The organism is Dellaglioa sp. CoH-55-MRSF-9, from assembly GCF_056782155.1.
In genome coordinates, this window is sequence record NZ_JBXAYG010000008.1 from 1 (window position 1) to 14402 (window position 14402).

Consider the following 14402-nt stretch of genomic DNA (forward strand, 5'->3'; position numbering starts at 1 on the left):
ACTTTTTTCTTTATTTCAACTGTGAACATAGTAAAACCCCCTGAGTTAGATTTCTCCAACTCAGGGGGTTCACTTCATTCCCCTACTTAATCACTTTTTTAAATATTCTAATTAATTACATCTTTTATCGCCCAAACGGGGCTCGAACCCGTAATTCCGCCTTGAGAGGGCGACGTCTTAACCAATTTGACCATTGGGCAAAAATACTCTTTTAAGTATAACCCATATAGATTTGATGTCAATGATTTTTATGCCAAATTAAAAATTGAATAAAACAACAATACAGATACAAACCGAGACAGTACAATGCAGCAGCCCACATAACAAAAGATAACCATTTATATTGTAGGAGAACTTTCGTGGTACCTATCAATAACGTTGTGACACACGCAATCAATAATCTAATGTATAACTTTTTTAATTCACGTCTTAGTTTTATTTCCAATACGTTCGCCTCAAACCCATCTATAGAATAATAACTTAATAAAATGTGCAAAACTTTAGCTTAATTTATTCATTTGTACTTTCTCTACATAACACAATCTTTATGTCCTTCATTATAACGTTATGTATCAATTAGAAAAGTAATCATCACTTTTCTTTATCAATAATTAATCATCTTTACTATTTCTTATTGTTTCAACAAAATATTACTATTTTCTATTTGACAAAAGACCGTTATATCGCTAAAATTAGGAAGTTAATTATTCTTGGGTAATAGCCAAACTGGTAAGGCGCCGGACTCTGAATCCGCAATCTGTAGGTTCGATCCCTACTTACCCAATCAAGTGTTTTCATAGAGTTTCATAAGGTTTCATCTAGATTCAACAAACCGTAGTCAAAACCGTAGTCAAAAAAATAAACTGTACGGGCATGTATGTACTGATGCATCTACTTTCTTAAGTAGGTGCTTTTTATTTTCCCTCAACAAACCGTAGTCATTTCATCACATCTAATTAAATCTACTTCCTTTAGGGTGTCTTGAATGTCTTGATAACCTTTTTAATTGCATCCCTTTAGGGGGTCCGAAATGTCCGAATACTTATTTTTGCCTACATATCTAATAAGTCCCAGGGATGAATAGCTGCACCCATATACTAATATTTGCTAACATATTAGGTATAAATGAAGTATCATTTTGACGAGCTTACTAGAGTTTTGATGAGCTTTATAAAGTATTTTATGGCAAGTTTTGGCAGGTTCTAACACTAACCCTATTACTTACTTTAAGAATACCTAAACATCAATTATAGATAAGGTATTATTTATTACACCTTATCCTCGCCGCTTCGCCTTTTAAAATTTTATTCACTGCATTTAACGGAAAAGATATAGAGTCTATATTTGTTGCAACTGCTGTAAAAATTTTATTAATTTTATTAGTTTCTTGATCTATCAATTCTATATTTTCTTCTTTATTTTTCAATAACCATTTTACTGCCATAGTAAGTTCATCGTATGTTTTCATTAAATCACTCCAAAGTGTAGCAATATTATCTTGATAGGTATCACATTTTTTTGATAATTCGGGTACATAGCTAACGTATGTTTCAAAATAAATTACATATTCATTCTTCAAATTAGTAATTTCATTCAATTTTTCTTTATTAATTTTTGTACCCAAATTACGAATATCATCTATTGTTTCTAATGTACCCTTAGAGAAAATATCTTTTTTCATTAAAATAATATTGGCGGTAAATCTATTATTAATAGAAATTAATCTAGATATGTTCTTAATATCTTCTACAGCAAGGGCATTACTTAACTCATTTTTTCTTTGCTCTTTTAACTGAAACTTTGTATTTATATATGCAAACATAGCTGCACCACCAATACCTATGAAAGAACCTATATAACCTCCCCAAAATCCAAGCCACCCATCACTCGAACCTACTCCTGGAACAATGCCAATAAAAATATTGATGACCCAAGGGATGATAACAGTCACTATCAATATTACTAGTAAAATGAACCATTTATATTTTTTTATAAACCCCCATATTTTACTCACTGCATTACCTCCAAATATCTTATTTACCTCTATATTAAACAATAAAAAACAGGTAAACAATACCTGTCCCAACTCTATGAAATACTATGAAACTCTACGTAACTTAAAAGGTTTATTTTAATGATCACTAGTTACTCAAAAATCACTAAATGATGATTTAACTCACACTAAACTTTTTCACACTTTGAATCTGGCTACCGTTTGTACTTCCAACCGTATCATTCATGATGGATCATTTTAGATAGTATAGTTTATTTCTTTAGCTTTTTAAATGTTTGCACTTTCGTCAACACTATTAGTGTATATACTTTTTAGCTACTATGCTAAGAAATTCATTAATTTTGCTTTTCTAAATTTTAGCTAATATTCTAAGGCCCGGTATTTATCTGAAGATTCCCAGTTCCATATTTCATTTTTTACAAAAAAAGCACTCACGTTTGTGAATGCATTAATGAACCATTATGGAATATCACTATAAAGTATTATATTTATTTAACGGTTTAGCGTAAAGTTTTCTGTATCTATGTCTGGTCTAGTCGAATAGCGTGAGATAGTTTTAAGTGAAACGGTTGTTTTGTTATGATCAGGCACTAGGTAATATTTTTCTCGAAGACTTGCACCCGTGTACACCAACTCTATTTCCCAACCACCATTTCCATAGGGTACGTATCCTCCCAACGCTGCAGGAATATCATCATTATTATTAATTTTAGTTATAGTACTTTTACTTCTATCTGTTATTATCAAGTTAAAATTGCCGTAATTATCATTTGAATTTTCATGTTTGATAATCAGTTTAATCGCTTCATCAATTGATATTGATAGCCCATCACTGGATTGTTGTGTATCATCACTAGCATTGATGATAACGTTATTCACTAGAGTATTTCGACTACCATCAGTTAACTTTTGATTTACATAAGTAGCTATTGTCGACATACCAACTTTTTGTAGTTCATTATCTGCATTGTCATAATAAGCTACAGTATTATGTACATCCCCCAGTAATCTATAATATGGATTATCACCTTTTTGAATATAATACTTAACTGTACTTGAATTAGGTGTTTTAATTGAAACATTGAACCCATCTGCTATTTTATCCGTTAAACCATTCCAAAAACGATTTGCACCATAATAAGCGATTGCTACAGCTGACTGTTTAGGATGGTCTTTCATCTGCTGAACTGTCAGAGTTCCTACATTCCTACTTGCCTGTTTTTTCGTTTCCTGTAATTTACTTTTTTCTTTTTTTAACGATGAAACTTCTCTACTCATTGAACTAGCTATTTTCTTTGAACTTGCTTGTGATTTACTAGAATCAATAGAAGATGATTCATCCTTTTTTGAATTGCTGCTCCCACACGCAGTTAATGATAATAACATCATTGCTATCCCACACGTTACCAATACCTTTTTCATTTTGAAACTCCCCTAAAATTTATTTACCTTTAAATTAAACACTAAAAATGATAGGTAATCAATATTCGTATTCACCTTATGCACTTTTATAAAACTCTGTACAACATAATCTATATTTTCATACTAATAGTCGCAGGTTTTGTTAGATTTTTAACCATTCAAAGATATTTTATACTAAGTTTGTTCAGCCCCAAATGCCGCAATAACCCGTACGACATTTTCTATTTTGGCGTACAAAAAAACATCCACAGTATGGATGTTTCAATTAACCATTATATTTTATTTTGAGTTTGCTGTGCGTCTATTGCATCTTTGGCAGTCGTTTCTAATGCAAACTCATAAGTAAGCTTTGTTCCATTAGATTGTTTTTCTATCCATTCTCCATATGTTATATGTGATCCCTTTATTGTGTAAGGTATGCGATGTGAACCAGATTCACCCCTCATTATAATAAACTTATCGGTTATCTTATACGTATAATTATAGGCTCTATCTTTTCCCAGCTGTGTACGAACCACTGTATCACTTTTTGCGTAACCTAGAGTAATTAAATCAAAAAGGGAGTGCCGTGGAGCAGTACCATCTTCCATAGCTTTACTGATGTCCTCACCATTATATTTGATTGGAGCAAAACTAAATCCTTTTTTTAATTCATTTCTCACAAGATTAGCTGCCTTAGATGACCTTTCAGCTACCATACTTGATTCTTTGGCAGCTGATTCTGATGATGCTTTACTTTCAGAAGATACTTTTGCTTTTTTTATAGACTCTTTCTTATTTGATTCACTTTTTGATTTCTGCAAACTAGATGATTTTACCTCAGATGATGACGATTCCTTACTTGCACTATTGCTGTTCCCACATGCAACTAATAATAATGCAACCATTGTTGAAGCACATAATACGACTACCCTTTTCATTATCCAACACCCCTTTATTTTTATACACTCACATATTAAACACTAAAAAAAGCAGGTAAACAATACCTACCTCCTTTGTATGTACACTCTAAATACTTCAATAAAGTAATAAAGGGTTATATTTTAAAGTTTCTAACATTCATACCCGCTATTAATTTTTAATGCTATATATATTTTTAATTGACGAAGGCTACCAACAAATTCTGCTGGTAGCCTTCTCACTGAATATTTATATTTAATTTTGAGTTAATTAATTTTAAAATAAGTTACTAATTCTACTTCTAAACGATGTAACCCTACCTACTTTACATCCTTGCAACTCCTTGGTTGCGCCAGCGTGAATAAATGAATAGAAATCATCAAACTGAATAATTTATACTAAGAATATTAATATTGAGCTACTATAACCTTAACATGTTTTTGTTTATTGTCAATTTTTCCGAATGATTTATATAGTATTTTCTCATTTTATGTTCTATTTATGATATACTAAATGAGATATTTTAATGATGGTACTTAAATTAATAAAGTGACAGCAACTTAAATCCCCGATTCAATTCTGTCTCCTTCATTTTGAATACACTATAATAATAGTTTGGAGGTTTATACACTATGTTAAGTAAGACAAAAAAATTCTTAAGAGCAAACAAAATTTATTACGATAAAGAACATCTCAATCCATTAATGGTTCCAGATCGTATTTACGTACTTAATTTTGGCTTAGATGAGGATGATCTCAATAATAGATTTATCGTTGAATACACGTATACTTGGACTGGTCGAATCAAAATTAATAAAATTACGATTCGACTTCATAATCAAGTTAGCCCACATGAATTTCGTAATGAAACAGAATTACTGCATTATCTTAAAAAACACACTAAATCGAGCAAATAACATTTGCATTAATCGTCATTAGATGTTATATTAAACTTATGTATTTATGGTTCGGTTATTTAAAGGTGATTTGTTTCATTTATGAACACACTTCTTTTTAATAGTTCAATCAACAAATGCAAAATATATTAGTGCTTACAGCACATGGAGGTTTCATATTATGGAACAAGGTACAGTAAAATGGTTTAATGCAGATAAAGGTTTTGGTTTTATTACTCGCGAATCTGGCGACGACGTTTTCGTTCATTTCTCAGCTATCCAAGGTGACGGTTTTAAATCACTTGACGAAGGCCAAGCAGTTACTTTCGATGTTGAAGATTCTGATCGTGGACCACAAGCAACTAACGTTGTTAAAGCTTAATTATAAGCCTTTGAAACTTACCTTCGGGTAGGTTTTTTTTTTGCAATAATAACCGTATACCCTCTCATCAGCTGCTGTTGTATGACTGTATTTTTAAATTAAATAATTATTTATCATCCGGTTCCTACTATGCACTTTAGGTTACGTTCAAAATCAACTTTAAATTTATCAATATAAAAAATGCCTCATAATTATTAGACGTAGGTCTAACGATTATGAGGCATTTTTAAGTCACACTGTCTTTCAATATCATAATTCATCAACAACAATTAACTTAGAACTATTTTCATTTAAAATGCGTTGCTGTTTACATATCCTTGCCACTTACCATTTGCATTGTATATCGAGTAATATTTATTGCCATTAATTGAATAAGCATATTTTACTGTATATTTCGTACCTGAGTTAGCTATAGTTGACCCTTTTTTTACCGTCCAATTAAAATTACCCCAGATATCATAGCTTCTTTTAACAGAGACAATTTTATTGTATTTAGTATAAATATGGCTAGTTGCTTTATTATTCACATAACCCATCCATTTACCGGCATCGTTATAAAGTGAGTAGTAAATATTTCCGTTTCCTGTAGTATATCTGTATCTAACGTTATATGTTTGACCATAGTAATTACTAGAAGTACTTTTTTTAGATGACCACAAGAAATTACCCCAGACATTATAACCTTTATCGCTAATTTTGACCTTTGCCTTTAATGATTTAGCTACTAAGGTATTCGTAGCATTACTGTTAACATAGCCTTTCCAAACATTATTACCATTATATAGTGAGTAATACGTATTACCATTAATCTTATACGCATATTTAGCATTGTATGTCTGTCCGGAGTTAGTAACTGTAGATCCTTTTTTACTTGTCCAATTAAAATTACCCCAGATAGTATAGCTATTTTTAACAGAAACAATCTTATCATATGATGAATAAACTAAATTTGAAGCATTACTATTCATATAACCTAACCATGTACCTGCATTATTATAAAGTGAATAATAGACGTTACCATTACCCAATGTATATCTGTATCTGACATTTAAGTTTTGACCATAATAATTAGCTGTTGTTCCTTTTGCTGACGTATAGAAAAAATTACTCCAGATAGTATAATCACGTTTAGTAATTTTAGCGGTTGCTTTAAATTCTTTAGCTGAAGCAACCTCCATTGCGTTACTATTTACATATCCAGCCCATTTGCCTTTACTATCGTACAATGAGTAATATTTGTTACCATTACTGTGATTATAGTAATATTTTGCGCTATAAACTTTTCCAATTTTTCCAGTTGTCGTATTTTTAACTTTATTCCAACTAAAATTACCCCAAACATTATATCCAGATTTTTTAATTGAAACTAATTCATTATAACTTTGTGCTTTCCCAGCTGCGTTCGTGGGTGGTGTACTTTCTGTTGGTTTGTTATCTGTTGATGCACTTAAAAACCAATCAGCATTTTTACCAGACATGATACTTGCATCAATGTTTCCAACCCCTGATAAACCATGATTTGTAAAGTTACTTGTATATTGCCATAACGAATGACTTGTTTCCATTGGCTCATTACTTTGGTATGCAGCTAACCAAAAACCATCATATGCGTTAACAGCCGTACTGGCATATGTTTTCATAAAACTAGCATAAGAGTAAAGTATAATTTTACGATTACCTACATATTTAGCCATCTCATCAGCCCAGGCTTTTGTTGTGGCGTTAGTATTTGCTTTGCTAGCATTCGTAACCGTTTGATCTTCATAATCATTGACAAAGAACTTAGCATCCTTGGCACGGTTATATAAGTCTTTCGCTTCTACTCTAGCATCAGCAACATTTTCATATTGGCTAAATGAATAAACACCATATGGAATATTATATTTCTTCATCATCGCAATATTATGATCAATCACTAAATCTTTACGATTTGACCCATATTGAACACGTAAAATAATAAATTTAAAATTTTTCTTTAATACTTTAGCTTGTGCATCTGTAAATGATCCTTGAAATTCTGATAAATCAGGAATTGAATTATCGCGATTTGTAGCCGATTTACTCAATAAAGATGCTGATTTAACTAATGATTCAGGTACATTTGACCCCATCACACCTTCAGGCTTCGAAGTATTAGCCGAGGCCTGATATGCTCCGATACCAATACCTACTATCACACTAGATAAAAATAATACATATTTCGTCATTCTTTTCAAAATAGAAACCGCCCTTTTATTTTTTGTTTAATAACCATATTCTAGCATAATTTATAAGTCAAAAAGATTAAGATTAGAAAAAAAGACCTTCAATAAAAAAATAATAGACGTTTTATAAGCGTCTATTATTTAATTAAGATACTTTTTAAACCACTTAACACAGTATTTTTCTCGTTCAATTGCATGATCTAAAATCAAATAATGACCATATTGTTTGTTGATTTCTTCTTCTGAGAAAAAAATTAATTTCATTCTTCCTTCAAGATGATCTAATTTTACTTGATGTAACTGTAATTGCTCAATTAATCTTTGCTGTAATTGAACGTCATCTTTATTTTTAATAAAATAAAGTTTCAAAATAAATTCGTCTTTAATCGGTTTTAATTCCCCACTATCTGATACTAACCAATCCATTAAAACTTTTTTACCTTGTGATGTAATAGAATATATTTTCTTTTCTAACTTAGTACCTGCTATTTCAATTTCATGCGTAATGTATCCATCTTTTTCCATTATTTTAAGAGCAGGATAAATTTGACTATGTCCTGCTTGCCAAAATTCTCCAATATCAGTCGTAAATGCTTTAGTTATATCGTACCCCGATAATGGTTCTTGATTCAATAATCCTAAAATAATATATTGTAATTTATTTTTTTTTGCCATTTTTCCCCTTAACTTGACTTTTAATACTTATCAGTATACTATAATCAAGTAAACAAAAACATGTAAACTTTTACATGTATAAATAAACACTTTAAAGGAGAACAAAAATTATGACAAATACAGAAAAAAAGTTTAAAACATTAGATGATTTCTTAGGTACACATTTTGTATATACTTACGATAACGGTTGGGAATATGAATGGTACGCTAAAAATGATCATACTGTTGACTACCGTATCCATGGTGGTATGGTTGCTGGACGTTGGGTAACTGATCAAGAAGCTCACATCGTTATGCTTACTGAAGGTATTTATAAAATTGCTTGGACAGAACCTACAGGTACTGATGTCGCTCTAGATTTCTTACCTAACGAAATGAAAATTAACGGAACAATCTTCTTCCCTAAATGGGTTCAAGAACATCCTGAAATTACAGTTACTTACCAAAATGACCATATCGATTTGATGGAAGAATCTCGTGAAAAATACGAAACATATCCTAAAATGGTTGTCCCAGAATTTGCTACAATCACTTACATCGGTGATGCCGGTCAAAATAACGAAGATGTTATCAATGAAGAACCTTATGTTGGTATGCCAGATGATATTCGTAATGGTAAATATTATGACGAAAATTACAAAATGATCAAAAAGAACTAATTTATTCCAAATAAAAATCGTCTGAACTTTTAAAAGTTCAGACGATTTTTATTTTATAACTTTTTTATCTTAAAGACGTGCATTTAATTCTTTTGAAAGGTCTTCGAAGCCAGGTTTACCAAGTAAGGCAAACATGTTCTTTTTGTATGCTTCAACACCTGGTTGGTTAAATGGGTTAATTCCATTCAAGTAACCAGATACAGCTACAGCTGCTTCAAAGAAGTAAATTGTATATCCTAATGTGTAAGCGTCTTGTGTAGGAATGTTCAAAATCATGTTAGGAACATTACCATCAGTATGAGCTAAAACAACACCTTGGAAAGCCTTTGTATTAACAAAGTCCATTGTCTTACCTTCTAAGTAGCCTAAGCCATCAAGATCGCCCTCTTCTTCAGGAATAGCAGTATCATTAACGGGAGTTCCCACATTAATTACAGTTTCCATCAAGTTACGACGGCCTTCTTGAATATATTGGCCTAATGAATGTAAATCAGTTGAGAAATTAGCTGAAGATGGGTAAATACCCTTTTGATCTTTACCTTCAGATTCGCCCATCAATTGTTTCCACCATTCTGAGAAATATTGTAAACTTGGTTCGTAGTTTTCTAGAATTTCAGTTGTGTAACCTTTACGGTATAAAATATTACGTAAAGCTGCGTATTGATATGCTTCATTTTTTGTTAAATCAGCATCTGAATATTCAACACGTGCGTCTTCAGCACCTTGCATCAAGGCATCAATATCAGCACCTGAAGCAGCAATTGGTAATAAACCAACAGCAGTAAGAACTGAGAAACGGCCACCAACGTCATCAGGAATAACAAATGCTTCATAGCCTTCAGAATCAGCTTCAACTTTTAAGGCACCAACTTTACGATCAGTTGTAGCGTAGATACGTGAGTTAGCTTCTTCTTTACCATATTTTGCGATTAATTTTTCTTTGAAAACACGGAAAGCAATTGAAGGTTCTGTTGTTGTACCTGATTTAGAAATAATATTAACTGAGAAATCACGATCACCAATTAAATCTACTAAATCATGTACGTATGAAGGACTAATTGAATTTCCAGCAAATAAGATTTGAGGTGCATTTCTTTTTTCAGCTGGTAATAAGTTATAGAATGTATGGTTTAAGAATTCAATAGCTGCGCGAGCACCTAAATATGAACCACCAATACCGATAACGACTAAAACTTCTGAATTAGATTGAATTTTTTTAGCTGCTGTTTTAATACGAGCGAATTCTTCTTTATCGTAGTCTTTAGGTAAATCTAAAAATCCACGGAAATCACTACCTGCCCCTGTACCGTTGCGTAATTCACTATCTGCTGCAGTAACAAGTGCTTGCATTTCGCCAAGTTCATTGTCTTGGACGAATTTTGATAAGTTAGAACTATCGAATGAAATATGTGCCATTTTAATTATCTCCCTCATATTCTTTATTTAACAACTTACATTATACAATACTTAGTAGAAAATATAACAGTCAAACAGAACTTTAATTACAAATTCCGTTATTTTTTTTGTTTACTATGAGAATATCCGTAACCGTAATAAGCAACTAATCCTATAATAATCCAAATTAGAAAGGCAACCCAGATATTAATCGGTAACTGAATCATCAAATAGACTGAAATAATTATAGACAAGATTGGTAACAATGGTACAAATGGAACTCTAAATTGGCCTTTACTAGGTTCACCAAATTGTTTCCTTAAACTTATTAATGCCAAAGCCAAAATAACAAGTACGGTTAACGTTACAATATTAGTCAATTTGGCTAAACTTTCAATAGACACTAACCCACTTGCAATCGCAATAAAAATACCGACTGTCCATGATGCTGCTTTGGGCGCATTCGTCTTATCGCTAATTTTTGCTAAGTATTGGGGCAATAATCCGTCTCTCGCCTCCGAATAAATCATTCTCGATAAACCATAGGCTAATGCAATTAAGACGCTTAGAAGCGTTATTATTGCACCTACCGAGATTATATTTCCAATAATACTCTGATTTACAAATCGCATCGCAAATGCAACTGGATCACTAACATTTAATTGTGTATACGGGACAATTCCGGTTAATACTAACGTAACAATAATATAAAAAATAGCAGAAATACTTATCGCACCAATAATTCCTTTTGGAATTGTCTTTTGCGGATCAATTACTTCGTCTGATGCCATCGCAATAGATTCAAACCCTAAAAAGGCAAAAAATACTAATGCGGCCCCACTCATTACCCCACTTGTACCAAATGGCATAAAGGGTTGCCAGTTACCAGGTTTAATGTAAAAAACACCCACTACTATAAATAAAAGAATAATCGCAAATTTTACAAATACCATTATTTTGCTTAAACGTAGTGCCTTTTTTGCTTCAAATGTTGTTAACCATGTAACGACTAACGTAATTATAACAGCAATAATATCGATATATGACCCTCTTGCTGCATTATACGATGCACTCAGCGCAACAGGCAGGTGGATATTAAGCCCTATCAAGAACCCCTGCATATACGCAGACCAACCTGAGGCAACAGAAGCCCCCGCTAGAATATATTCACAAATGGTAAACCAACTAACGAACCAGGCTATAAACTCACCAAAAATAACATAAACATAATTATACGAACCACCAGAAACTGGTATTCTTGATGAAAATTCTGCATAAGAAAAGCCGTTCATTATAACTGCAATTGCGGCAATAATAAACGACAAAATAAGGGCAGGACCAGCCTCTTGACTGGCAGCATTCCCCGTAACAACGAAAATACCTGTACCAACTGTTGCGCCTAACCCTAAAAGAATGAGATCACCGGTTTTAAGGGTTCTTTTTAATTTACTAACATGATGAGTTGTCGCAAATTCTTTTTTCCTTAAATCCATCGATTAACACTCCTTCACCATTTTATAAAGTTTTCATAATTCCTAACATAATAACACCTAAAATAACAAATATTGATCCAAGTGTGACATAAATCATCTCATGCTTAGTCTTCTTTTCTCCTAATAAGTAGATACTACCGAATGTTGAAATAACCACTCCCATTTGAGAAAATGAAAAACTAACAGCTTGACCTAATTTAGGAATTGATAAGAACATAAAGATGTTACCAGCGCCCCAAATAAGTCCCGTTAATACATTTTTAAAAGTTGATGAGTGCATAATAACTTCATTTGCAATAAGCGCAACAAATCCAGCACCTATAACCATACCAACAGCTTGTGGCAAGATTGTTGCCATTGTAAATGCACGTGATTCATCAGCAGTCATGCCCACTGTTGCATAATGAACAACAATTGTATAACCTACGTAACCAATTGTTGACAAAATAATAGCACGTACACCAGCAGCAGTATTCTCATTTTTTTCTGAATCAGATAGAACTGAATTTTTTTTATCTCTCAATGATGTCAAAGCAGCACCAGCAATAATAACGATCATCGCTATAGTACCAATCACAACCATTTGAGTTGTCTTCCATTCATTAAACAGTATGACACCTGCCAACGCATTACCAGCTAACTGTAAGCCTGTTGAAACAGGAACTGTTTTTGAGATTCCGATTGCTTTCATAGCATGGAATTGTTGATTTTGACCTAAACTCCAAAATAAACCAGAAACGATACCAATAATCCAGACTTTTGTGTCCATTTCTGGTTGATAAATACCATAAATGGCAATTCCAAAAATCAAGGCACCCCATGTCATACCAACTGTTTGTTGGTTGGCAGTTCCGCCAAGTTTTCCACTTATAAGTCCAATACTACCCCATGCAATTGCAGGGATTACTGCCATTAAGATAATCATAATTAATTAAATCCTCTACTCTCTCTCTTTTATTCTTTTTTCGCGATTTAACTATTTTAGCAGTAAAGTAACCGTATTTACAACCCTTAAAACAAAAATTTGATGATAGCTTTAGCAACATTTGAAACGGGTTACATTCGAAATCCATCAAAAACACTCATAAACGTTTAATTACAAGCATTTTGTTTTTATGAATTTTTTATATTTTACGAAAAAAAACAATCCTATTTAATAATAAATAGGATTGTTTTTTAATTAATCAACTTTAATAACTAACGTTTTTAAATAATTACCTTGACGATATTCCTTGTTTGTTACAAAGTCACTTGATAAACGGAATGTTTCAAGTAATGTAAATGAACGATTCTTATTAGCAAAAGCTTCTGTGATTTGTTCTTTTAATTTTTTGAGCGTCAATCCTGCCGAATTAGTTGAGAACATGATAACACCATCTTTTTGTGTAATATCAATAGCATCTTCAGCAAGTTGAACATAATCTTTTTGAACTGAGAATGTTCTTTTCTTTGAACGTACAAAACTTGGTGGATCCAAAATAACTAAATCATAGTTAATATGGTGTTTCTTTGCATAATCTAAATAGCCGAAAACATCCATTCCACGAATTTCTTGTTTTTCAGGATCAATATTATTAAGTACAAATTGTTCTTTTGTACGATCAATATTTTTATTATTCACATCTACACTAACTGTTTTAAGTGCGCCACCTACTGATGCAGCAACTGATGTTGCACCTGTATTACTAAATCCGTTAAACACAAGTTTTCCTTCAGCATATTTATTCATAATTGCTTTACGCATTTCACGTTGTTCTAAGAAAAGTCCTGTCGTTGTTTCATTAAGATATGCAGCAAATTGAAGGCCATTTTCTTGAACAATAAGTGGCGTAGGTGCATCTTTTCCACGAACTTTGAATGTTGATGGTTCACCCTTTGTATCGTAACGAAGATTAGCATAAATACCTTTATAACTTGTAACTGCATCAGAAAATGCACTATAAATCATATCTTTGTGTTGGTAAAGACCTAAGCTATACCAAGTAAATACATAATAATCGTCGTAATAATCAATTGTTAATCCACCGATACCTTCACCTTCACCGTTAAAGAAACGAAAGGCATTCGTCTCCTTATTAGTAAATAATGATTTACGGTTCATTCGAGCGTTATTAAATAATTTTGAGAAAAAATCTTCATCAATACGTGATTCTTCATTTCGTGAAAAAATCCAGCCATCCCCACGATTTTGTTCTGCAAAATAACCATAAGCGACAAATTGATTATGTAGCGTTAATGCAACCCATTCTCCTTCTTTAAAATCACGAGTTGTTTGTAAATCTTCCTTATCAATTAATGGGTATCCATTTTTAAACTTTTTTGCTGCATGTGAAATAATTTCTACTTTTCTCAATGACTAGCA

Annotated in this window: 12 protein-coding genes and 2 tRNA genes; 4 read left to right on the forward strand and 10 right to left on the reverse strand. The window is 32.2% G+C overall.

What is annotated here, in order from left to right:
- Window positions 1–127 precede the first annotated feature (127 nt).
- A tRNA-Glu gene (locus AC1RPV_RS07065) sits at window positions 128–200 on the reverse strand.
- 511 nt (window positions 201–711) lie between these two features.
- On the opposite strand from AC1RPV_RS07065, the gene AC1RPV_RS07070 reads away from it, so the two are divergent.
- Window positions 712–784, forward strand: a tRNA-Gln gene (locus tag AC1RPV_RS07070).
- 477 nt (window positions 785–1261) lie between these two features.
- On the opposite strand, the gene AC1RPV_RS07075 is transcribed toward AC1RPV_RS07070, so the two are convergent.
- From AC1RPV_RS07075 to AC1RPV_RS07085, 3 genes are all read right to left on the reverse strand, one after another.
- Window positions 1262–2014: a hypothetical protein gene (locus AC1RPV_RS07075; protein ID WP_481761916.1), complete on the reverse strand. Its 753-nt coding sequence runs from the start codon at window positions 2012–2014 to the stop codon at window positions 1262–1264.
- Between the two features lie 492 nt (window positions 2015–2506).
- Window positions 2507–3436, reverse strand: coding sequence for a hypothetical protein (locus AC1RPV_RS07080; protein ID WP_481761917.1), 930 nt, complete (start codon window positions 3434–3436; stop codon window positions 2507–2509).
- Between the two features lie 272 nt (window positions 3437–3708).
- Entirely contained in the window at window positions 3709–4356 is a 648-nt protein-coding gene (locus AC1RPV_RS07085) for a hypothetical protein (protein ID WP_481761918.1), read from the reverse strand.
- Window positions 4357–4968: 612 nt separating this feature from the next.
- On the opposite strand from AC1RPV_RS07085, the gene AC1RPV_RS07090 reads away from it, so the two are divergent.
- Complete coding sequence (locus tag AC1RPV_RS07090; RefSeq protein ID WP_481761919.1) at window positions 4969–5253, forward strand: hypothetical protein; 285 nt, start codon at window positions 4969–4971, stop codon at window positions 5251–5253.
- Between the two features lie 160 nt (window positions 5254–5413).
- Window positions 5414–5614, forward strand: coding sequence for a cold-shock protein (locus AC1RPV_RS07095; protein ID WP_057973786.1), 201 nt, complete (start codon window positions 5414–5416; stop codon window positions 5612–5614).
- Window positions 5615–5904: 290 nt separating this feature from the next.
- Here the strand turns inward: AC1RPV_RS07095 and AC1RPV_RS07100 are convergent, their stop codons facing one another.
- Together AC1RPV_RS07100 and AC1RPV_RS07105 are read right to left on the reverse strand one after the other, a co-directional pair.
- The gene (locus AC1RPV_RS07100; protein WP_481761920.1) at window positions 5905–7821 is read right to left on the reverse strand and encodes a GH25 family lysozyme; all 1917 of its coding nucleotides are present in this window, start codon (window positions 7819–7821) and stop codon (window positions 5905–5907) included.
- 138 nt (window positions 7822–7959) lie between these two features.
- Window positions 7960–8493, reverse strand: coding sequence for a PadR family transcriptional regulator (locus AC1RPV_RS07105; RefSeq protein ID WP_409022286.1), 534 nt, complete (start codon window positions 8491–8493; stop codon window positions 7960–7962).
- A 110-nt stretch (window positions 8494–8603) separates the two neighbouring features.
- Between AC1RPV_RS07105 and AC1RPV_RS07110 the strand changes: the two genes are divergently transcribed.
- Window positions 8604–9152 (forward strand): phenolic acid decarboxylase, encoded by a 549-nt coding sequence (locus tag AC1RPV_RS07110; RefSeq protein WP_481761921.1) that lies wholly within the window; start codon window positions 8604–8606, stop codon window positions 9150–9152.
- 69 nt (window positions 9153–9221) lie between these two features.
- On the opposite strand, the gene AC1RPV_RS07115 is transcribed toward AC1RPV_RS07110, so the two are convergent.
- The 4 genes from AC1RPV_RS07115 to AC1RPV_RS07130 all read right to left on the reverse strand — a co-directional run bounded on the left by AC1RPV_RS07115 (window position 9222) and on the right by AC1RPV_RS07130 (window position 14393).
- On the reverse strand, window positions 9222–10568 hold the full coding sequence (locus tag AC1RPV_RS07115; RefSeq protein WP_481761922.1) for a glucose-6-phosphate isomerase: 1347 nt from the start codon (window positions 10566–10568) through the stop codon (window positions 9222–9224).
- A 98-nt stretch (window positions 10569–10666) separates the two neighbouring features.
- The gene (locus tag AC1RPV_RS07120) at window positions 10667–12040 is read right to left on the reverse strand and encodes an amino acid permease (RefSeq protein WP_481761923.1); all 1374 of its coding nucleotides are present in this window, start codon (window positions 12038–12040) and stop codon (window positions 10667–10669) included.
- Between the two features lie 22 nt (window positions 12041–12062).
- Complete coding sequence (locus AC1RPV_RS07125; protein WP_409022282.1) at window positions 12063–12965, reverse strand: GRP family sugar transporter; 903 nt, start codon at window positions 12963–12965, stop codon at window positions 12063–12065.
- Between the two features lie 255 nt (window positions 12966–13220).
- Window positions 13221–14393: a class I SAM-dependent rRNA methyltransferase gene (locus tag AC1RPV_RS07130; RefSeq protein ID WP_481761924.1), complete on the reverse strand. Its 1173-nt coding sequence runs from the start codon at window positions 14391–14393 to the stop codon at window positions 13221–13223.
- Window positions 14394–14402 lie beyond the last annotated feature (9 nt).